This window comes from Pseudomonas sp. IT-P258 (assembly GCF_949767825.1).
Classification (GTDB): domain Bacteria; phylum Pseudomonadota; class Gammaproteobacteria; order Pseudomonadales; family Pseudomonadaceae; genus Aquipseudomonas; species Aquipseudomonas monachiensis.
Genome location: NZ_CATKPU010000011.1, coordinates 215128 through 237988, shown reverse-complemented (window position 1 = coordinate 237988; position 22861 = coordinate 215128). Strand labels below are relative to the sequence as shown.

The 22861-nt window shown below is 63.0% G+C and carries 11 protein-coding genes; 9 read left to right on the top strand and 2 right to left on the bottom strand.

Going from position 1 to position 22861, the window contains the following annotated elements; all coding sequences use genetic code 11:
* The first annotated feature begins 5 nt into the window (after positions 1–5).
* The 3 genes from ACM6G4_RS01040 to ACM6G4_RS01030 all read left to right on the top strand — a co-directional run bounded on the left by ACM6G4_RS01040 (position 6) and on the right by ACM6G4_RS01030 (position 16143).
* Positions 6–3104, top strand: coding sequence for a non-ribosomal peptide synthetase (locus ACM6G4_RS01040; protein ID WP_414912839.1), 3099 nt, complete (start codon positions 6–8; stop codon positions 3102–3104).
* Entirely contained in the window at positions 3101–14905 is an 11805-nt protein-coding gene (locus tag ACM6G4_RS01035) for an amino acid adenylation domain-containing protein (protein ID WP_414912838.1), read from the top strand. The genes ACM6G4_RS01040 and ACM6G4_RS01035 overlap by 4 nt, the downstream gene beginning before the upstream one ends.
* Positions 14906–15177: 272 nt before the next feature.
* Positions 15178–16143: an alpha/beta hydrolase gene (locus tag ACM6G4_RS01030; RefSeq protein ID WP_414912837.1), complete on the top strand. Its 966-nt coding sequence runs from the start codon at positions 15178–15180 to the stop codon at positions 16141–16143.
* A 161-nt stretch (positions 16144–16304) separates the two neighbouring features.
* Here the strand turns inward: ACM6G4_RS01030 and ACM6G4_RS01025 are convergent, their stop codons facing one another.
* Complete coding sequence (locus tag ACM6G4_RS01025) at positions 16305–16664, bottom strand: DUF6124 family protein (protein ID WP_414912836.1); 360 nt, start codon at positions 16662–16664, stop codon at positions 16305–16307.
* Between the two features lie 544 nt (positions 16665–17208).
* On the opposite strand from ACM6G4_RS01025, the gene ACM6G4_RS01020 reads away from it, so the two are divergent.
* The 6 genes from ACM6G4_RS01020 (at position 17209) to ACM6G4_RS00995 (ending at position 20282) form a co-directional block, all read left to right on the top strand.
* On the top strand, positions 17209–17409 hold the full coding sequence (locus tag ACM6G4_RS01020) for an antitoxin (RefSeq protein ID WP_414912835.1): 201 nt from the start codon (positions 17209–17211) through the stop codon (positions 17407–17409).
* Positions 17381–17836, top strand: a complete 456-nt coding sequence (locus tag ACM6G4_RS01015) for a GNAT family N-acetyltransferase (RefSeq protein WP_414912834.1) — start codon at positions 17381–17383, stop codon at positions 17834–17836. Before ACM6G4_RS01020 ends, ACM6G4_RS01015 begins: the two co-directional genes overlap by 29 nt.
* Before the next feature lie 122 nt (positions 17837–17958).
* A complete protein-coding gene (locus ACM6G4_RS01010; protein ID WP_150725726.1) occupies positions 17959–18411 on the top strand; it encodes a hypothetical protein in 453 nt (150 codons plus the stop codon).
* 206 nt (positions 18412–18617) lie between these two features.
* A complete protein-coding gene (locus ACM6G4_RS01005; RefSeq protein ID WP_414912833.1) occupies positions 18618–19154 on the top strand; it encodes a glyoxalase superfamily protein in 537 nt (178 codons plus the stop codon).
* 114 nt (positions 19155–19268) lie between these two features.
* Positions 19269–19730 (top strand): GyrI-like domain-containing protein, encoded by a 462-nt coding sequence (locus ACM6G4_RS01000; RefSeq protein WP_414912832.1) that lies wholly within the window; start codon positions 19269–19271, stop codon positions 19728–19730.
* Positions 19731–19775: 45 nt separating this feature from the next.
* On the top strand, positions 19776–20282 hold the full coding sequence (locus ACM6G4_RS00995; RefSeq protein ID WP_414912831.1) for a PaaI family thioesterase: 507 nt from the start codon (positions 19776–19778) through the stop codon (positions 20280–20282).
* A 101-nt stretch (positions 20283–20383) separates the two neighbouring features.
* Here ACM6G4_RS00995 and ACM6G4_RS00990 read toward each other — a convergent pair whose 3' ends face one another.
* Positions 20384–22801, bottom strand: a complete 2418-nt coding sequence (locus tag ACM6G4_RS00990) for a TonB-dependent siderophore receptor (RefSeq protein WP_414912830.1) — start codon at positions 22799–22801, stop codon at positions 20384–20386.
* Positions 22802–22861 lie beyond the last annotated feature (60 nt).

Sequence of the window (22861 nt, the reverse complement as noted above, 5' to 3'; positions counted from 1 at the left end):
CCGACATGAACACCACCGTCCTCGAACCTTCGGTAGACGTATTCCAGGCTTCGGCCCAGCAGGCCTTTTATTTGCGGGCTCAGGAGCTGGGCGCACGGCCGCTGTTCGCCACCTTGACGCTGCCGGTCACCAGGCCAGTGGACGCCCAAGCGTTGCGCAGGGCGCTGGAAACCCTCGGCCAGCGCCATGAAATCCTGCGCACGCTGTACCGCCGCCTGCCGGGCATGAAGTGGCCGGTGCAAAGCCTGTGCGCTGGCTTGCCGCTCACAGTTCTGGGCAACCAGCCTTTGGTGGCCGAGGCCTTGAGTCGCAGCCGTGAAGTCATGGTTGAAGATTCGAAGCAGGCGTTGGTGGTGGCGCAGGTTGAAGACGGAGCAGGGCAGCTGTTCATCACTCTGCTGGCCCCGGCATGCAGCTTCGACGAGGCATCGCTGCGGGTGCTGGCGAGTGAGCTTGGCAGCCTGTTGCGCGGTGAAACCCTGGGCGACGACGAGGACGCGCTGCAATACCTGGACTACAGCGCATGGCAGGAAGAACTGCGCGAGGAAGACATCGGTCACCAGGGCGCGGCGTTCTGGCGCAACCTGCAGCAGCAGGTCGCCGTGGCCCATCGCTTGCCGTTCGAAAAAGCCGTCGATGTCACCCTGGTTCGTCATCAGGCAACGTTGATTGACGGCCCATGGTTGGCTGGCGTGCAACGAGCCGCTGCCGAAACGGGCGTTGAGGCAGAGCAATTGGCACTGTTGCTGTGGACCGCCTTCGTTGCGCGCATCGGCCAACAGGAAAAACTGCTGATGGGCTGGCAGGTGGAGGGTCGCAACGAACAAACCATCGCCACCCTCGGACGCTTCGCCCGGCGTTTGCCCGTGGCTTTCGAGCACCGCAGCCAGCAGACCCTGGCGCAAGCGCTGGTGGCGTTTGCCGCCAGCGTCGAACAGTCGCTGTCGTGGCTCGATTGCCTCAATGAATTCGAACTGAGCGCCGAAGGTTCCGCGCCGCTGCGTTACGGCTTCGTCTATCAGGCTGCCATTGAGAGCGCTATCGAGGTGGATGACGGTAACCCTGAAGTCCTGCGCCTGCGTGTGCAGGGCGATCAATTGCAGTTGTCGTGTCTTGACGGTGCGCTACCCGAATCGATGCTGGTCGAATGGCTGGAGCAGTTTGTCGAGTTCAGCCACCAATTGCTGGCATCGCCCGAGCTGACCCTGGCTCAGGCAAGCCTGGTCAACGGCGCACAACTGAGCCGCCTGATCGAAGGCTTCAACCCGAACGCCACCGAACAGGCATTGCCGTGCCGCTTCCTGCAAGAACTGTTCAGCGAACAGGCGCGCCTGCATCCGCAGCGCATTGCGGTGAGCGTCAACGGTGAGCGCCTGAGCTATGCCGAGCTGGATACGCGCTCCAACCAGGTGGCCAATACCCTGCGCACCCAAGGCGTGGCGCCGGACCAGATAGTGGCAGTCTACGGTCAGCGCTCCCTGGAAATGGTCATCGCCCTGTTGGGCACGCTCAAGGCCGGCGCTGCGTACTTGCCGCTGGACCCGAACTACCCGATCGAGCGGCTGGCGTTCATGCTCGCCGACACCGGCGCGCGCCAGGTGCTGGCCTGCCAGCCATTGCCCGAAGCGTTGCGCAGCGAGCGGACAATCTCCCTGATGCCGGGGGCCGAAGTCTGGTCCGCTGCGTCAACCCGGCCTGAGCCACAGGGCGACAGCGCCAACCTGGCCTACGTCATCTACACCTCCGGTTCCACCGGCAAACCCAAGGGCGTGATGATCAGCCATGCCAACGCCGTGGCCTCGACCCTGGCGCGCAACGCTTTCTACCGCCAGCCGCTGCGGGCATTCCTGATGCTCTCGTCGTTCTCCTTCGACAGCTCGGTGGCCGGGGTTTTCTGGGCGCTGGGGCAGGGTGCGACCCTGTGCCTGCCGGACGAAGACAGCTACAAGGATCCGGCCCGACTGGCCGAGTTGATCCAGCGCGAAGAGATTTCCCACTACCTGACCCTGCCGTCCTACCACGCGCAAATTCTCGAGCACCTCGACCACCAGGCGCTGGCCTGTGTGATCGTCGCCGGCGAAGCCTGTGGCAATGCGCTGGTACAGCGACATCGCGAGGCATTGCCGGGGGTGGCGCTGGTCAACGAATACGGCCCGACCGAAGGCACCGTGTGGTGTTCGGCCCGGGAACTGCCCCTCGGTCAAGAGGATGGCAGCGTGCCGATCGGCCAGCCGATTGCCGGCATGCGCATCCACGTGCTCGGCCCGGACCTGCAACCGGTGGCCGTGGGCGTCGAAGGCGAGTTGTATGTCGGCGGGGCCGGCATTGCCCGGGGTTATCTGCAACGGGCCACGCTGACGGCCGAGCGTTTTGTCCCCGACCTGTTCGCGAAGGCGGCAGGCCAGCGCCTGTATCGCACCGGCGACCTGGCGCGCTATCGCGCCGATGGCGTGCTGGAGTATCTGGGCCGAGTCGATCACCAGGTGAAAATCCGCGGCTTCCGCATTGAGCTGGGGGAAATCGAGTCGGCCATGCGCAACGCGCCGGGCATCGAAGACGCCGCCGTGATTGCCCGGGAAACCCCGACCGGCCCGCAACTGCTGGGCTTTGTGGTGTCCCCGGCCGACACCGCCGACATTCGCCTCAACGAATTGCGCAGCCATCTGGCCGAAGTGCTGCCCGGGCACCTGCAACCGGCGCGCTTGCAGGTGCTGGAGCGTTTCCCACTGATGCCCAACGGCAAACTCAATCGCCAGGCCTTGCTCGATCTCGATGTGCGCCGCAGCGTCTTCGTCGCGCCGCGCAACGACCTCGAAATAACCCTGGCGGCGATCTGGGCCGAAGCGTTGCACGTCGAGCGCGTCGGCGTGCACGACAACTTCTTCGAGCTCGGCGGGCACTCGCTGCTGGCCACGCGCATTCGTGCGCGGATTCAAGAAGAGCTGAACCTGGCGATCCCGCTCAAGCTGTTTTTCGACGGTGACACCCTGGAACGGCTGGCGGCGCATATCGAGCAGTTCCGTGAGCACAGTGAACTTAAAGAAAACGATGTAGACGCCCTTGAAGCGTTGTTCGACGAAGTGGATGAGGAACACGCGCGATGAGTGCTGCACCGGACAGAATGATGACCCTGGCCCAGCGTTTCTGCGGCTTGAGCGCGGACGCCCGGCGTGCGTTGCAACAGAAGATGCACGCCCAGGGGTTGACCCTGGAACGGCTGCCGATCCCGCCACGGGACCGCGGCGTCGAAACGTTGCCGGCGTCCTACGCGCAGCAGCGCTTGTGGTTCCTCTGGCAGATGCAGCCCCAGGCCACGGCCTACAACCTGACCGGTGCCTTCCGCCTGAGCGGCGAGCTCAACCCTGAGGCGCTGGCACAGACCCTGAGCGCGCTGGTACAGCGTCACGAAGTGCTGCGCACCACCTTCGTCTTCGATGAGCAGCAAGTGCTGCAAAAGATTCACCCACGGATGGATGCGCCGCTGGTTGAAGTCAGCGCTGGCGACGAGGTCGAACTGCAACGGCAGATCGCCCTCAATGCCGAGCAGCCGTTCGACCTGCAGCACGGCCCGTTGATGCGCTGCCGCTTGATCCGTCTCGATGCGCAGCAACATGTGCTGGTGCTGACCTTCCACCACATTGTCACCGACGGCGGCTCGCTGCCGATCCTGTTGCAGGAGTTCACCCAACTTTATGCGCAACTGAGTGCCGGGCAGCCTGCGCAGCTGCCGGAGTTGGGCATCCAGTACGCCGACTTCGCCCGCTGGCAGCGCCTGTGGCTGGAGGCCGGCGAGGCCGAGCGCCAGCTCGATTACTGGCGCGAACAGTTGGGCCGTGAACATCCGCCACTGAACCTGCCGACCGACCGTCGTCGCCCGGCGATCCCGAGCCAGCAGGGCGCCAGCGTCGAGCTGGAAATCTCCACTGCGTTGACCGCTCGACTGCGGGACCTTGCCCGCCGCGAAGGCTGCACCCTGTTCATGCTGCTGATGGCGGCATTGCAGACGTTGCTGCATCGCTACAGCGGCGAACAGGACATCCGTGTCGGCGTGCCGATCGCCAACCGCACCCGCCAGGACGTGGAAAACCTGCTGGGCTTCTTCGTCAATACCCAGGTACTGCGCAGCCAGCCACGGGCCGACCAGTCGTTTGGGCAATTGCTCGCCGAGATCAAAGCCGCGGCACTCGGCGCCCAGGCCCATCAGGACCTGCCGTTCGAGCAACTGGTTGATGGCCTGGGCGTGGAACGCAGCCTGAGCCACACGCCGCTGTTCCAGGTGATGTTCAACCACCAGCGCGACAGCGGCGGCCCGCAACGCTGGGACCTGCCGGGGCTGAGCGTCGAACCTCTGATCTGGGATGAGAAAACCACCAAGTTCGATCTGATGCTCGACACCGTCGAGGGCGACGAGGGCATCCACGCGTCGTTCGTCTACGCCACCGAACTGTTCGACGCCTCGACCATCGAGCGTCTCGGCCGGCACTGGCTGAACCTGTTGCAGGCGATTTGCACTGACAGCACGGTTGCCCTGGCGGACCTGCGCATGCTCGACGCCGCCGAGCAGCAGGCCACCTTGCTCGACTGGAATCGCAGTGCGGTGTTGAACGGCGATCAGCCGAACCTGCTGTGCGCCCATCAACTGATCGAAGCCCAGGCCGCCGCGCACCCGAACAACATCGCCGTGACCTGCGACGGCGTCACCCTCACATACGCAGAACTGAACCGCCGCGCCAACCGCATCGCCCATCGCCTGCGCGAGCGCGGCGTCGGCCCGGACGTGTTGGTGGGCATCGCCCTGGAGCGTTCGCTGGAGATGATCGTCAGCCTGCTGGCGATCCTCAAGGCCGGTGGCGCCTATGTGCCGCTGGACCCGCAATACCCGCAGGATCGCCTGGCCTATATGCTCGCCGACAGCGGCACGCGCCTGTTGCTGACCGATTCCGCACTGTTGCCGCGCCTGCCATTGAACGAACAGATCGAAGTGATCTGCATCGATCACGCCAGCGACTGGCTGTCCGAGGCCAGTGCCGACAACCTGCCGAACCTGACTGCGCCAGCGAACCTGGCCTACGTCATCTACACCTCCGGCTCCACCGGCAAACCGAAAGGCACGCTGCTGCCCCACAGCAACCTGACGCGTCTGTTCAGTGCCACCGAACATTGGTTCGGTTTCCATGCGCAGGATGTCTGGAGCCTGTTCCACTCCTATGCGTTCGACTTTTCCGTGTGGGAAATCTTTGGCGCGCTGTTCTACGGCGGCAAGCTGGTGGTGGTGCCCCATGCGGTCAGCCGCTCCCCGGAGGACTTCGCCCGCTTACTGCGTGACGAGCGCGTCACCGTGCTCAACCAGACGCCTTCGGCATTCCGCCAGTTGCTGCCGTTCGCCTGCGCCAATTCACAAGCCATGGCCCTGCGGTATGTGGTGTTCGGCGGCGAGGCGCTGGACGTGGCCAGCCTGCGTCCGTGGTACGACGCCTTCGACGACCGGCAGCCGTTGCTGATCAATATGTACGGCATCACCGAAACCACGGTGCACGTGAGCTACCGGCCGCTGTCCCGCGCCGACCTCGATGGCGCCAACAGCTCGCCGCTGGGGGAGCCGATCGCCGATCTGCGTTGGTACGTGCTCGACCCGCGCCTGAACCCGGTGGCCAAGGGTTGCGTGGGTGAGTTGTACGTCGGCGGTGCCGGCCTTGCTCGCGGCTATCACCAGCGTGCCGACCTGACCGCCACGCGGTTTGTCCCGGACCTGTTCGCCGCCGAATCGGGCGCGCGTCTGTATCGCACCGGCGATCTGGCGCGGTACTGCGCCGATGGCAGCATCGAATACGCCGGGCGTATCGACCATCAAGTGAAGATCCGTGGCTTCCGCATCGAACTGGGGGAAATCCAGGATCGCCTGCAAAACCATCCAGCCATCGAACAGGCGCTGGTGCTGGCGCCCGAGGTCAATGGCAGCCCGCAACTGGTGGCGTGGTTCACCACGACCGGCGGCGACAGCGATCTGCGCCAGTCCCTACGTGAACATCTGCAGGCCGGTTTGCCGGATTACATGGTGCCGGCGCACCTGATCAAACTCGATCAGTGGCCGCTGACCAGCAACGGCAAGCTTGATCGCAACGCGCTACCCAAGCCCGACGCCGCGCTGGCGCAACAGGCCTACACGGCACCGCTGGACGAGATGCAGGCTGCATTGGCAGCAATTTGGCAAGACGTGCTCAAACTCGAGCGGGTAGGCATCGACGATAACTTCTTCGAACTGGGCGGCGACTCGATCATCTCGATCCAGGTGGTCAGCCGCGCGCGTCAGGCCGGGATTCGCATCACCCCCCGGGACCTGTTCCAGCACCAGACCGTGCGGAGTCTGGCGAAGGTTGCCGAGCGCAGTGCAGGGCTGGTGATCGATCAGGGACTGGTGCGTGGCGAGGTGCTGCTGACGCCGATCCAGCACTGGTTCTTCGAGCAGGACATCGAGGCCCGTCATCACTGGAACCAGTCGCTGCTGCTGGAACTGCGCGAGCCGCTGGACAGCGTCAGCCTGCAACAGGCTTTGGCCGCACTGGTAGAACATCACGATGCATTGCGCCTGCGTTTGCGTAATGTCGACGGCACCTGGCAACAGGCCCAGGCCGAGCAGTGGAACAGCGCCGAGGTGCTATGGCAGCGCCAGGCAGCCGATGCCGATGAGTTGTTGGAACTGTGCAACGCCGCGCAAGCCAGCCTGAACCTGCAGGACGGCCCGCTGTTGCGCGCCTTGCTGGTGGACATGGGCGCGGCGGGGCAGCGCCTGTTGCTGGTGGTGCATCACCTGGCGGTGGACGGCGTGTCCTGGCGATTGCTGCTGGAAGATTTGCAAACCGCGTATCAACAAGCGCAGCAAGCTCAACCCGTGCGTCTGCCCTCGAAAACCAGCGCCTATCAGGCCTGGGCCGCGCGCCTGCAATCCCATGCGCAAAGTGCCGGGTTGGCCAGCCAGGCCAGTTACTGGCAAGACCAGTTCCACGACGTGCAAGTTGAACTGCCCGCCGACAACCCCCAAGGTAGCCTGGCCAGCCAGCATGCCGTCAGCGTGGAAACCGTGCTCGACAGCACTTTGACCCGCCAACTGCTGCAGGACGCCCCGGCGGCTTACCGCACCCAGGTCAACGACCTGTTGCTGACGGCGCTGGCGCGGGTGCTGGGCCAATGGACCGGTCAAACTTCGACCCTGGTGAAGCTGGAAGGTCACGGTCGTGAAGACCTGTTCGACGACATCGACCTGACCCGCACCCTGGGCTGGTTTACCTCTATTTTCCCGGTGAAACTCACCCCGGCCACTGATCTGGCCGGCAGCATCAAAACGGTCAAGGAACAACTGCGCGCCGTGCCCGACAAAGGCATCGGCTTCGGCATCCTGCGCTATCTGGCCGACGCCGGCCTTGAGGATCTGCCTTCGCCACAGGTTACCTTCAACTACATGGGCCAGTTCGACGCCAGCTTCGACCAACAGGCACCATGGCGCCCGGCCCGGGAAAGCGGTGGCGCCGAGCAGGGCGCATCGGCCGAGCTGGACCGGGGCCTGAGCATCAACGGTCAGGTCTACGCCGGACAATTGCGCCTGAGCTGGACCTTCAGCGGTGAAGTATTCAAGCCACAGACCGTGCAGCGTCTGGCCGATGCCTACGCCCTGGAACTGCAACAGCTGATCGAGCATTGCCTGAGCGGTACCGGCGGGTTGACCCCGAGCGACGTGCCGCTGGTGCGCGTCGATCAGGCGCAACTGGATGCCTTGCCGCTGGCGGCCAGCCGGATCGAAGACATCCTGCCGCTGTCGCCGATGCAGCAAGGCATGTTGTTCCACAGCCTGTTCGCCCCGGATGCCGGGGCCTACGAGCCGCAGATGCGCGTGGATGTGCAGGGCCTCGACGTCGAGGCGTTCGGCGATGCCTGGCAACAGACACTGCAGCGCCATGAAGTGCTGCGCGCCGCGTTCTTCAGCGAAAGCAACGGCTCGCGGCCGCTGCAAGTGATCCTGGCCGACGCCACGCTGCCGCTGACCGTGCTCGATTGGCGCGATCAAACCACGGTGACCGAAGCGCTGGATCGCCTGGCCGAGGTCGACCGTTTGCGCGGTTTCGACCTGACGTTGGCGCCGTTGCTGCGCCTGACCCTGGTGCAGACTGCCAGCGATATTCATCACCTGATCTTCACCCACCACCACATCCTGCTGGACGGCTGGAGCACTTCGCAGTTGTTCGGCGAAGTGCTCCAGCGGTATTGCGGGATCATGCCCGCGCCAAGCGTCGGTCGTTATCGCGATTACATGACCTGGCTGGGCAGCCGTGATCGGGCTGCGTGCGAAGCGTTCTGGCTGGAGCAGTTGCAGTCGTTCACCGAGCCGACGCGACTGGCCGGTGCCTTGCCGGGGCCGGTTGCGGCGCAGGGCGGTGCTCATCGCACCCTGCACCTGAGCCTGGACCGCGCGGCCACCGAGCGCCTGAGCAGCTTTGCCCGTCAGGCTCGCGTCACGCCCAACACCCTGCTGCAAGCGGCGTGGCTGTTGCTGTTGCAGCGCTACACCGGGCAGCAGACCGTGGCGTTCGGCGCCACGGTGTCGGGGCGTCCGAGTGAGTTGCAGGGGATCGAGCAGCAGATCGGTCTGTTCATCAACACCTTGCCGGTGATCGCCACGCCGCACCCCGAACGCACGGTCAGCCAATGGATCGATGAAGTCCAGGCGCTCAACCTCAAGCTGCGCGAAGTCGAATACACGCCGCTGGCGGATGTGCAGCGTTGGGCCGGGCACTCTGGCGAAGCGTTGTTCGACACGTTGCTGGTGTTCGAAAACTACCCGGTGGCGCAAGCGCTGGAAGAGGGTAACGCCAGCACGTTGAAGTTCTCCGGTATCAGTAACCACGACCAGACCAGCTTCCCCCTGGCCATCGCCGCCGAGCTGGGTGAATGCCTGGATTTGCGCTTCAACTACGACACGGCGCTGTTCAGCGCCGAAGCCATCGAAGGGGTGAGCGCACGTCTGCTGGCGTTGCTCGATGCCATGGTGAGTACGCCGCAGCAGCCCTTGGGGCGCCTGAGCCTGCTCGATGCCGCACAAACGGCGCAGCAGGTCGAAGGTTTCAACCGCACCGCGCAGGCCTGGCCGGATGTGCGCCCGGTCTACCAGTGCTTCGAAACCCAGGTACTGCAAACCCCCGAGGCCCCGGCCCTGGTGTTTGCCGGCCAGACCCTCAGCTATCGCGAACTCAACCAACAGTCCAACCGGCTGGCGCACTACCTGCGCAGCCAGGGCGTTGGCGCCGAAGTGTTGGTGGGCATTGCCGCCGAGCGTTCGCTGGAACTGGTGATCGGTCTGCTGGCGATCATGAAGGCCGGTGGCGCCTACGTGCCGCTGGACCCGGACTACCCGCGCGAACGCCTGGAACACATGTTCAACGACAGCGGCGTACACCTGCTGTTGACCCAGCGGCATCTGCTGCAGCAGTTGCCGATTCCGCCCGCCACCACGGCGATTTGTCTCGATGACATGGCCGGTTTGCTGGACGGCCTGAGCGACGAAAACCTGCCCTGCGTGGTCGAGCTGCAATCGCTGGCCTACATGATCTACACCTCCGGCTCCACGGGCAAACCCAAGGGCGCGGCCAACCGTCACGATGCCTTGTACAACCGCCTGGCGTGGATGCAGGGCGCGTACCCACTGGACGGGCGCGACACCGTCTTGCAGAAAACCCCGTTCAGTTTTGACGTATCGGTCTGGGAGTTCTTCTGGCCATTGATGACCGGTGCACGCCTGGCCATGGCCGAACCGGGTGCCCATCGCGATCCGGCGCAACTGGTCGACCTGATCGAGCAGTACCAGGTCAGCACCCTGCATTTCGTGCCGTCGATGTTGCAGGCGTTTGTCCAGGGCGAAGGCTTCGAGCGTTGCGCCAGCCTGCGGCAGATCCTGTGCAGCGGCGAAGCCTTGTCGGCGGACTTGCAGCACAACCTGTTCCGCGTGCTGCCCAACGTCGGCCTGTACAACCTCTACGGCCCGACCGAAGCGGCCATCGACGTGACCCACTGGACCTGTGTCGATGACGGCGGCTTCAGCGTGCCGATCGGTTATCCGATCGCCAACCTGGTGACCTACATCCTCGACGACAGCCTGCAACCGCAAGTCCAAGGTTGCGTGGGTGAGCTGTACCTGGGCGGTATCGGCCTGGCCCGTGGTTACCACAACCGTCCCGACCTGACCGCCGAGCGCTTTGTCGCCAGCCCGTTCGGTGAGCAGGGCGAGCGCCTGTACCGCACCGGCGACCTGGCGCGTTATCGCGAAGGCGGCGTGATCGAATACGTCGGGCGCATCGACCATCAAGTGAAGATCCGTGGCTTGCGCATTGAGCTGGGGGAAATCGAAGCCTGCCTGCTGGAGCATCCGTCGGTGCGCGAAGCGGTGGTGATCGCCGTCGATATTGGCATATCCAAACAACTGGTGGCTTACGTCGTGGGTGATGCCGCTGTCGATCCACTCAAGCAACACCTGCGCAACGCGCTGCCCGAACACATGCAGCCGAGCCACGTGCTGCTGCTCGATCAGTTGCCGGTAACGCCCAACGGCAAGCTGGATCGCCGCGCATTGCCGCAGCCGGACCAGCAAGTGCGTGAATACATCGCGCCGCGCAATGCCGTGGAAACAACGCTGCAAACAGTGTGGCAGGCGTTGTTCGAAGTGCCGCAAGTGGGCGTTTTCGACAACTTCTTCGAACTGGGCGGCGATTCCATCGTCTCGATCCAGGCCGTCAGCCGCGCACGCAAGGCCGGGTTGAGCATTTCCCCCAAGGACGTGTTCAGCCATCCGACCATCGCCGAACTGGCCACGGTCGCTCAACCGCTCACGGCGAATCAGGCCGTGCCGACGCAGGTTGCACCAGCAGCAAAAGTCGAACTGAGTGAAGCGCAATATCAGGCGCTGGAATTGACGGCGGACGAAGTCGAGGACGTCTATCCGCTGTCGCCGATGCAGCAGGGCATGCTGTTCCACTCGGTGCAGGACGGCGACTCGGGGCTGTACGTCAACCAGATCGAAGTGGGCGTGCGCGGGGTTGCTGGCGCGCGTTTCCGTGCAGCCTGGACCGATGCCGTCCGGCGTCACGGGATTCTACGTACCGCATTCCTCTGGGAAGGCGACAAGGAACCGCTGCAAGTGGTGCGGCGTGACGCGCCGTCATTGCTCACTGAATTGGACTGGCGCGGGCTGGACAATCAGCCCGGGCGCCTGCGCCAATTGGCTTTCGAAGAACGCGAACGCGGCTTCTCGCTGAACCGTGCGCCCTTGTTGCGCCTGTTGCTGGTGCGTCTGGAAGACGACCGCTATCGCCTGATCTGGACCTACCACCACATCCTCATGGATGGCTGGAGCGTGTCGCGCCTGATCGGTGAAGTGCTGCGTCATTACAGCGGTGAGGAGCACGAGCCGGTGGCGGCCTATCGCGACTACATCGACTGGCTCGGCCAGCAAGTCGCCGAGGCCAGCGAAGCGTTCTGGAAAGACAAACTCAGTAATCTCGAAGGCGCCACCCACCTGGCCCGCGCCTTGCCGGTCAAAGCGCCGCAAGCCGGTTACCACGCGATCTATACGCACCTGAGCGCCGGGCAGACCGCACGCTTTCAGGCCTTTGCCCAGCAACAGCAAGTGACCCTCAACACCCTGGTGCAAGCCGCGTGGCTGCTGCTGTTGCAGCGCTACACCGGCCAGCGCACGGTGACCTTCGGCGCCACCGTGTCCGGCCGCCCGGAAACCCTCAACGGCTCGGAGAACATGCTCGGGCTGTTCATCAACACCTTGCCGGTGGTTAACACGGTGCCGACCGAAGCCCGCGTCGGCGACTGGCTGCGCGAACTCCAGGCCTACAACCTCGACATCCGCGACTACCAGCAAACCCCGCTCAGCGATATCCAGCGCTGGGCCGGGCAGGGTGGGCAGTCGTTGTTCGACAGCATCATCGTGTTCGAAAACCAGCCGGTGGACCGCACCCTGCGCGAGTGGAACGGCGATGCCCTGCGCTTCGACGACGTCTCCGATTTCGGCCTGACCAGCTTCGCCATGGACCTGATGGTCAGCCTCGACGAAGGGCTGCGCATCGAGTACATGCACCAGCGCGATCAGTTCGACCTGGCCACCGTCGAAGTCCTGCGCAGCCACATGGAAAGCCTGATGCAGCGCCTGTACGACGACGCCGGGCGCGCGGTCGGTGAACTGGGCCTGCTTACCCTGGACGAAGGCCGGGCGCTGGACGGCGAACTGCCGGTGGTGGCCGAGGGGGACGAGACGCCGGTGCACGAACTGATCCGCCAGCGTGCGCGACTGCAACCGGAGCACACGGCGCTGGTGCTCAGTTATGCCGAGCGCGACGCCGAGCACTTGAGCTACGCCGAACTGGACCGTCGCTCCGATGCCCTGGCGGTGCATCTGCTTGAACAGGGCGTGCAGGCCGAAGACGTGATCGGCGTGTTCATGGAGCGCTCGCTGGAGTTGGTGGTGTCGTTGCTGGCGGTGATGAAGTGCGGCGCCGCTTACGTGCCGCTTGACCCGCAATACCCGCAGGAACGCCTGCGCTACATGATGGCCGACAGCGACATGCGCCTGCTGCTGACCCAGGAGCGGCTGCGTGATAGCGCGCAACTCAATCCGGGCACGCCGATGGTCGCCGTGGATCGCCTGAACCTCGACGTCGAGGTGCCGGCACCGCAACGCGCGGTGCATGCCGAGCAATTGGCCTACCTGATCTACACCTCGGGCTCCACCGGCAAGCCGAAAAGTGTCGCCGTGGCCCACGGGCCGCTGAGCATGCACGTGCAAGCCATCGCCGAGCTGTACGAGATGGACCCGGACAATCGCGAACTGCATTTCATGTCGTTCGCCTTCGACGGTGCCCATGAACGCTGGATCACCGCGCTGATCAGCGGCTCGACCCTGGTGATCCGCGACAACACCTTGTGGACCGCCGAACAGACCCTGGCGGTGCTGCACCGCCAACGCATCAGCGTCGCCTGCTTCCCGCCGGCGTACCTGCTGCAACTGGCCGAACATGCCGAATTGCAGGGTGGCGATCCACCGCCGGTGCGCATCTATTGCTTCGGTGGCGATGCGGTGCCGGACGCCACATTTGAACGGGTCAAGCACACACTCAGGCCGCAATTCCTGGTCAACGGCTACGGCCCGACGGAGACCGTGGTCACGCCGCTGCTGTGGAAAATCGCCGCCGACGGCCACTGCCAGGCGATGTATGCGCCGATTGGCCAACGCGTCGGCGCCCGCAGCCTGCACGTGCTGGACATGGACCTCAACCCGCTGCCGGTGGGCATGGTCGGCGAGTTGTACATCGGCGGACGGGGCGTCGCGCGCGGCTACCATCGTCACCCGTGGCAGTCTGCCGAGCGCTTCGTCGCCGACCCGTTCAGCACCGAGGGCGGGCGCCTGTACCGCACCGGCGACCTGGTGCGCCGTCGCGAGGATGGCGTGTTCGATTACGTCGGCCGTATCGACCATCAGGTCAAGGTGCGCGGCTTCCGCATCGAACTGGGCGAAATCGAAGCCCGATTGCGCGAGCAGGCCGGGGTCAACGATGCGCTGGTGGTGGTGCGGGACAACAGCCAGGGGCCGCAATTGGTGGGTTATGTGGTGGCGGCGCAAGACGATGGCCTCGGCCCGCGTTGCCAGGCGGCATTGCGCGAGAGCCTGCCCGACTACATGGTGCCGACGCAGGTCGTGGTGCTGCCGCGCTTCCCGCTGACCCCCAACGGCAAGCTCGACCGCAAGGCCTTGCCGGACCTGGCCTTCAGCGGTCGCGACTACGTGGCGCCACGCACGCCGCTGGAATGGGCGCTGGCGGACATCTGGCAGCAGGTGCTGGGCATCGAGAAGGTCGGCATCACCGACAACTTCTTCGAACTGGGCGGCGATTCGCTGCGCACCCTCAAGGTGATCTCGAAAGTCCGCGCCCTGAATGAGCCTGGCTTCCAGCTCAAGCTACGGGACATGATGGCCAAGCCGACGATTGCCGGGTTGTCCGGTGTCGATGAACAGCCGCTGCGACAGCGTCCGCAACCGCTGTTGCTGCTCAACCAGGTGGTAGGCGATCAGCCGCCGCTGTTCTGCCTGCACGCCGGTTTCGGCACGGTGTTCGACTACGAGCCACTGGCCCGGCGCCTGGAGGGCGAGCGCACGGTGTACGGCGTGCAATGCCGGATGCTGCTGGACCGGCAGTGGCACGACACCTCGCTATCGCAGATGGCCGCCGACTACGTCGAGGCGATCCGCGCCCGGCAACCCCAGGGCCCGTACCACGTGCTGGGCTGGTCGCTGGGCGGGGCGCTGGCGTTGATGGTGAGTGACCTGTTCGAACAGCAGGGCCAGCGTGTGGCATTCATCGGTCTGGTGGACAGCTTTGTACCGACCCAGGCCAATGCCGTGGCCAGCCCGGATGAGTGGCGTACGGATCTGGCCGAGTTCCTCGGTGCAACTTTGGGCATGGACGATGCGGTGATCGCCCGGGTGTTGAGTAGCGAGTCGGCAGGGGACCACGACGCCGTGGCGCGGATCATTCGCGCGGTGATCGACAGCCAAAGCGATCAGGCCAGCGGTTATGCGCTGCTCGGTGCCGACGAACTGGCCCAGACGTTCATGGTCAGCACGCGCTTGAAGGCGCTGTCGCGGCAGATCGAAACCTTGCCGATTCCTCAGGCCGAACTGCATTGCTGGTGGGCTGACGGCAACCCGACGACCGAACGCGCGACCCTGGAACGTCAGCAACCACGGCTGCGCAAGGTGCAGACGGTAACGGCCGGCCACTTCGATATCCTGCAGCAGGATGAGTGCCTGGACGCGGTGGTGGCGGCGCTTGGCCGGGAGGTGGTGGCGCAGTTCTAAACCAATCATTTGTGGTAAGGCAGCTTCCCTGTGGCGAGGGAGCTTGCTCCCGCTGGGTCGCGAAGCGGCCCCAAAACCGGGCATCGCGGTGATTCAGGTATACCGCATTGCTCGGGTTTACGACTGCTTCGCAGCCGAACGGGAGCAAGCTCCCTCGCCACAGATTTTCGTTCGGTGCAGGAGGTTTTTGATTGAACAGGATTACGCCCTAATGAACGGTCCTCACGGTTCGTTTATTGGGCGAGCTTTTTTATTTTTGGAGACCACCGCCCATGGCACTGCACCCGGACATCGAAGGATTTCTAGAACTGGCCGAGTTCGGCCGCCTCAGCGGCAAAAGCCAACCGATGCATGAGCTGAGCCCCGGCGAAGCGCGGCAGCAGTTCGAACAGACTTCGCAGTGGCTCGATGCGGTGCCGGCGGGCGCGTTGACAGTGACGGCGGTCAGCATTTCTGCGCGGGACGGGCATGTGCTCAACGCGCGGCTGTACGCCAAACCGCAACCGGACAGCGAACCGCGCCCGGTGTTGTTGTACTTCCATGGCGGCGGTTACGTTGTGGGCAGCCTCGATTCCCACGACACCCTGTGCCGACGCCTGGCGCTGGCGGGGGAGTTTGCCGTGTTGTCGGCGGACTATCGCCTGGCGCCGGAACACCGTTTTCCGACTGCTTACAACGATGCCGAAGACGTCACCCGTTGGCTGGCCCTCACCGGAGCCAATGCGTTGGGGCTGGACGCCAGGCGCATTGCGCTGGCCGGGGACAGCGTCGGCGGCAGCCTGGTGGCATCGCTGTGTATCGCCATTGCCCGGGACCCATTGGGCTGGCCGCTGGTGCCGCGCCTGCAAGTGCTGCTGTACCCGGTGATCGACGCGGTAAAAAAGCGCCCGTCTCTTACGCGGTTCGCCGAAGGCTATCTGCTGGAAGCCACCACGCTGGAATGGTTTTACCAGCAGTACCAACGCAGCGAGGCCGACCGCGCCGACTGGCGTTTTTCACCGCTGTACGCCGAGCGTTTGCAAAGGCTGACGCCGACGGTGCTGTGGCTGGCCGAGTACGACCCGTTGCTCGACGAAGGCCTGGCCTGGGCCGAGAAACTGCGTGCCGCGGGGCAACCCTTGGTGCTGGAGGTAAAGGCCGGCATGACCCACGACTTTGCGCGCATGGGCGAGATGGTCCAGGAAGTGCCGGGGATGCTGGCGCAACTGGCGGCGCAGATCAGCGAGAGCCTGGCCTGATTCACTGTGAGGGGAGTACGGATGCCGATCAGTTAAATGCAATCCCTGTGGGAGCGAGCTTGCTCGCGATAGCGGTGTATCTAACACATCAATGTTGAATTTGCCGCCGCCATCGCGAGCAAGCTCGCTGCCACAGGCCATCGGTGATCTGGAAATTGTGGTCAGGGCGGATCAAGCCGATCCAGCGCCCGATTCACCGCCAGTTCCCCCAGCATGATCACCTGCGCAATCCCCAACAGCGCATTGCGACTCGTCCCCTCCAGATGATCCACCAGATCATTGGCCATGACATTGGCCGACGCCAGCGATTCGCAGGCATGCACCAGCAGGGTTTCGGTACTGAGCTCGGGGTTGACGATGAACATGGTGCTGGGTGTGCGCGGGGTGGCCATGATGTTGGCGCCCGGGTTGAGGTAGTGATTGAGCGCGCGCTCGGCGGCTTCGTGGAATTGTTTTGAGTCGGGGCTTTCGTACGGCGAGGCCGGGTCGGAGTCCGGCGGATTGGGTGTGGGCTTGAACATGGATGGTAAACCTCTCAGTTGAGCCGCAACCTGTCTCGCTACTAAACGGAAGGGTGGCGGCTGTGCGCAAGTTAGTAGACCGGATTACCACCCAAATCCGGCGCACCCGAAGGTGCCATGCGCACAGCCACCATCAAATGCAGGCGGACACCTGATTGAAGGACGCTTATGCAACCGATTTTGGATGGTAAGACGGGCTACTAAACCCGATCACTGGAAATCAGTGACCCGAACCAAGTTACCGACACCCCCCAAGGCGCACAAGCCGGCGGATTCTGGCGTACCTGTAGGCAACGGCGCAAGGCGTTGTGGCTTTCACGAAGTAACCTGTAGGCCGCTTAAACAGGCGCTATCGAGTGGTTTTCAACCTGCTGCCATGCCTTGTCAGAGAGCGTTGAATTCCTCGGAGTCGGCAGGAAGAGTCCTACGAAAGTTTGCGGTTGGCCCTCGGAAGTACAGCCCTTACGATCTGACGCGACGCAATGGTCGGCTAACCCAATGACATTCATCATTGCCAATGACGACAGCGGCTCTGGAGGCCATTATGAGCGCCGACTTTTCCCCCATCGTTTCAGGGCTTGAGACCGAAGAGCAGGTCGCCAACCATGACCGTTGGTTCCGCGCCAAGGTGCAAGCTTCGATAGACGACCCGCGCCCGAATGTCCCACATGATCGGATGATGGAAGATATTCGAGCCCTCATCGAGTCAAAACGCAATGTCAATGGACGAATGGGTGATATGTAAAGTCTCCGGGCTCGCACCGCAAATCCGCGAGCTGGAAGCGCAGGCCGTTGCAGAAGGCTTCAGGTTCCTCACCCGGTTGATTTCGGAATGGGAAAGCGGCGCCAATCGATTCGATCAGCAGGGTGAGTGCCTATTGGGGGTGTTTCGCAACGGGAGGCTGATAGCCGTTGGAGGTCTCTCATCCGATCCATTTTCCGAACCGGGCGTAGGAAGATTACGGCGGGTGTACGTCGCCCCTGCATCAAGGGGCCGGAATGTGGGTAAAGCGCTGGTGCGGCAGCTACTGGAACTGGCGTCTGAGCATTTCCGCGTTGTGCGACTGTCCACGGACACCCCCAAGGGCGCTGCCTTTTACCTGCGCAGCGGGTTTGAACCGATACACGATGAACATGCGACGCATATGAAGTCATTGGTGAGGGGCAAATAGCCCATACGAAATCACCGATCAAGTGCCTTGCCAGAGGAAAAACACTGCGAAATACGAAAAAGCTGCCCGTTAATTGGCGGTATCAATCCCAACGGCGTTCTGAAAAAACCAAGGACGATTCAATGATGGATCATAAAAAAAACCTCCTCAGTTGCCTGATATTCCCCATCGCCCCTGTCGCCGTCATTTTTCTCACCTTCGCCCTGTGCAAGGACATCTGGATGGAAAGTTTCTACACGCCCGGCGAGGACGGCGGCGAAGTGGAACCAACGCTGGCGCTCGTTATCATTCCGATCCTGCTGGTAATTGCCGCACCGTTGCTGGCGGGGCTGACAGGGCTGACTCGATGGGGTTCGCGGCGCTTTGAACGCGGTGCCTGGTGGCGGTGGTTGATGGCGATTCCACGCGTCGTGCTGGTAGCCATTGCGTTGTTTCTGTTTATGCTTTCGAGCGGTTTCCTGATGGGCGACACGTTCGGTCCATTCAGGCATTGGCAGGTGGCCTGCGCATGGGCAGCCTGCGCGGTCACCGTCGGGGCATTTGTGCTTCAGCAACTTTCACGTCTGAAGGAATAGTCTTCAGGCCTCGGACTGAGTACTGCCGGGCCATCTTCCGCAGACCGTATCGGCTATGTATCATCGACCTCGGCCCGATGCTGCCCGCCGCTCGCTCCCGTTGGGAAAGGTGAAAGCATCTCCTCCTTCTACAAACCTTTTCGCCTCTCTTGACGGTCGAGGTTTGGCAATGCGAGCACCAAGGCATCTCGGCTACAGGAGCAGCCATGTTTTCAATCGAGCAAGCCAAGCAAATGGCCAAACAGTTGCGCGCCTCGCTGGAGGAACGCAATCAAGTGGTGACCCATTCCACCGCGCTGGAACTGGTCGCGCAGCAACTGGGCTACAAGGACTGGAACACCGCTTCAGCGATGCTTTCCCAGGCAAACACCCCGTCCACGCCTGCTGCGACGTTCGACAAACCCATTCCAATCCTGCGGATGTTCGACGAAGCCAAGGCGCGCGAGTTCTATCTGGATTTTCTGGGTTTTAGCGTCGAGTTCGAACACCGTTTCGAGGCTGATCTGCCGCTGTACCTGGGCATCAGTCGCGACGGTCTGCAACTGCACCTTTCCGAACATCACGGCGATGCCAGCCCGGGCTCGACTGTATTTGTGCCGATGAAAAATATCGAACTGCTGCGGGACGAGTTGCTCGGCAAGCGCTACGGCTACGGACGCCCGGATATTGTTCAGCAGGGCTGGGGCAAAGTCCTGGAAGTCTACGACCCGTTCGGCAACCGGATTCGCTTCTGCCAATACTGATCCGGCGGTGCGAACCGGGGTAACCCGGTCCGCTTCAAGGCACAACGATTCGACCTCGCGCGCTCCGATTCGGGCTGTGCTTTAATCTGAAACCTTCAATCAGGAGATCTCGGAATGGAACCCAACATCGCACACATTTCTCGCTTCCTCGTATCAGGTCTGACCGTACGTACGAAGAACCAGGATGAATTCCGGCAGGAGAGTGCGAAGATCCCCGGGTTGTGGGGCAAGTTCTTTTCCGCCAGCGTTGCTGACCAGATCCCGGACCGCTTACCCAACGCACATGTTGTTGGTGTGTACTCAACTTATGAATCTGACGCCAACGGTTTGTACAACGTGACGGCAGGTGTGCCCGTGACCGCGACGAGCGCGGACTTCGACAGCATCGAGATTCAGGAAGGCAAGTATCTGGTCTTCGAAGCCCGTGGCCCAATGCCCGCTGCGGTCATTCAGGCCTGGGGGGATATCTGGAACTACTTTGAACAGCATCAACAGGTGCAACGTCGTTACGCCACGGACTTTGAATCCTATGGCGGCCCTGACGAAGTCCGGATTCATATTGGCGTTGTGGCATAAACGCTGAACGAAACATGTGGGTTAAATCTTGAGGATCAACACGGCATGACCACGCAGGACACTTCGCTTCAAGACATCGCCGCGCCTGAAGGCGTCTGTTACGGCTGCGGCAGCCAGAATCCGCACGGGCTGCACATCAAGAGCTTCTGGCATGAAGACGGGGTGCATGTCATGGCCGAGCATTTGCCGGAAGACAAATACTGCGGCTGGCCGGGTCTGGTTTACGGCGGTTTGATCGCGATGCTGGTCGATTGCCACTCCAACTGGGCGGCGATGGCTTATCACTACCGGGCAGAACAGCGCGAGGTGGGCAGCCTGCCCCACGTTACATGCGTCACCGGTAACCTGGGCATCAAGTACATCAAGCCCACCCCGATGGGTGTCCCCCTGACACTGCGTGCAAGAGTCGAGGGCGAGGTCGGGCGCAAAAGCCGGGTCATCTGCGAGATCTTCGCCGGGGATGTCCTGACCGCTGTCGGGGACTCCACGTTTGTCCGCGTCGATACCGAGCAACTCAGGACCGCCGCGCACGAGCGCAAGGTCGACTCCTGAAGCCGGCGCAACAAATACACATTACCTTTGCGGTTCGTCAGCGAATCAGCACCGGGCCGCAAGCGGCCCGGGTGGGGTGTGGCTGTTGACGCTGCCGGCAATCAATACTGCGCGCGCAAGCTCAGGGTCAGGGTGCGCGGGTCGCCGTAGAAGTTGGTGCCCCAGGAGGCGTCGACGCGGTCGTAGTACTTGCGGTCGAACAGGTTGTTGGCGGTCAGTGTCGACGACAGGTGTTCGTTGAACTTGTAGCCGACCTGGGCCGAGGTCACGGCATAGCCGCCTTGTTTGAACTTCACGTCACGCTGGTAGTAGGTGTCGCTGACCACACGCACGCCACCGGCGACGCTGAAGTCCTTGAGCGCACCGTCGGTGAACTCGTACTTGGTCCACAGGTTGTAGTTGTGCTTGGGCGTGATGGTGCTGAAGGTCTTGCCTTTGTTGGCCTGATCGCCGTCCAGGAACTTGGTGGAGGTGAAGGCGTAACCGGTGACGATGCTCCAGTTGTCGGTCAGGTTGCCGCTCAACTCGGTTTCCCAGCCCTGGCTGCGGGCCTTGCCTTCGGTCATGTAGGCACCGGAGTTGTTGTCGTATTCGGCGCGGTTTTCATCGTAGATGCGAAAGGCGGCGAGGCTGGCGTTCAGGCGACCGTCGTAGAACTCGCGCTTGAGGCCGATTTCGTACTGCTTGCCTTCGCGCGGGCCGACCGGCTCGCCGTTTGTGCCGATTTCGCTCTGCGGTTTGAACACGCCGGTGTAGCTGAAGTAGGTCGACAGTTCAGGGGTGATCTTGCCGATGATGGCGCCGTACGGCACGACCTTGCGGTTGATGCTGGTGTGGGCTTCGCCGAAGTTGTTGAAGAAGGCGTTGGCGTTCTTCGCATCGCTTTCGTACCAGGTGACGCGGCTGCCGCCGATGACATCGAGCCAGTCGGTGACGTTGATCTTGGCGCGGGTGTAGACGCCGTACTGATCGGACTTGGACCAGTTGCCGTTGACGTGGGCATAGTCGTTGCGGGGAATGTCGATGCTGTCCGGATCGTACACGTTGATCGGGAAGTACTCGCCGCCGCCGTAGGTGAAGTCCTTGTCCAGGTGCTGGTATTCGGCGCCCACGGTGAACTCGTGGCGGCGATCGGCGAACTCGAACGGCGTGGTGACGAAGCTGTCGACGCCGACGGTCTTGATGTGGGTGTAGTAGTCGTAGGCGACGGCCCAGCTGTCACCGGTGGCCGGGTCGACCGCGCCGTCGGCCCAGGTGAAGTTACGCTCCGGGGTTTCGGCGTCGCGGTAGGTCAGGGTGGTCTTGAACTGACCGCCGTTGTCCAGTTCGTGGTCGAGTTCGGCGAAGGACTCCCAGACTTTTTCGTTGAGGGTGTTCCACTTGGCATCGACGAAGGTCGAGCGCGGCACGTCGAGCAATGAGCCGTCGGCGTAGGCCGGCAGGCCGAAGGCCGGGGTGGAGTTGTTCTTCTGGTAAGCGCCGCCGACCGACAGGGTGGTGGCCGGGTCGAGGTCGAATTCCAGGCGACCGTAGACCATCGGGCGTTCGTTCTGCGCGTAGTCGACGAAGGACTGGTTGTTCTCGTAGGCGGTGATGAAACGACCGCGCACGGTGCCCTGTTCGTTCAACGGGCCGGTGACGTCCACCGAAGAACGGTAGCGATCGTAGGAGCCGGCGGCCAGTTCGCCACCGAGGGCGAATTTGCTCAGGGCGCGCTTGCGCACCACGTTGATCGTACCGCCGGGTTCGCCCGCGCCCTGGTACAGGCCCGACGGGCCGCGCAGCACTTCGATGCGGTCGTACATCGCCAGGTCGAAGCTGGTGGCCATGTCGCCCTGGCCGGTGGGCTGCGAGACGCCGTCGACCTGCACCTGGTCGACGAGGAAGCCACGCATGTAGACGTCGTTGAGGCTGGAGCCGGAGTTGTAGGTCTTGATGGTCACGCCGGTGACCTGGCGCATGGCGTCCTGCAGGCTGTTCAGGTTCTGGTCGTCCATGCGCTGGCGCGTGACGACGGACACCGACTGCGGGATGTCCTTGAGCTTGATGTTGCCTTTGCCGATGGTCACTTCGTCGCTGGTGTAGGAGTGCGAACCTTCGGTGGTCGGCCCCAGCGCCACGCCGGTGATGGACGTCGCACCCAGTTGCAGTGCACTGGAGTCACCGGCCGATGGCACCAGCGACACGGTGTTGCCATTCAACTGAAAATTGATGCCGCTCCCCAGCAGCAAGGTTTTCAGTGCCTGTTCCGGTTCCATGTTGCCGGACACCGCCGTGGACTTGATGCCGTTGACCATGTCCTGGCTGTAGAGAATCTGCAGGTTGGTCTGCTGGCCCAGTTGGCGCAATGCGCTGGCCAGCGACTGAGCCGGTACATTGACGTTCACCGGGGCTGCCTCGACCTGGGACGTACCCAACAACAACAGGGTCAGCAGCGCGCCCGGCACGACCGTTCGGAATTTCTTTTGCCGTTCGATGGCTAAGGCCAAGGGGGCGCGGGACAGAGTAAGGCTTTGCATTGCTCGAATCGCTCCAGAAGGGTGTGTGCAGTTTTTTAGTTAATGATAATTATTATTAGA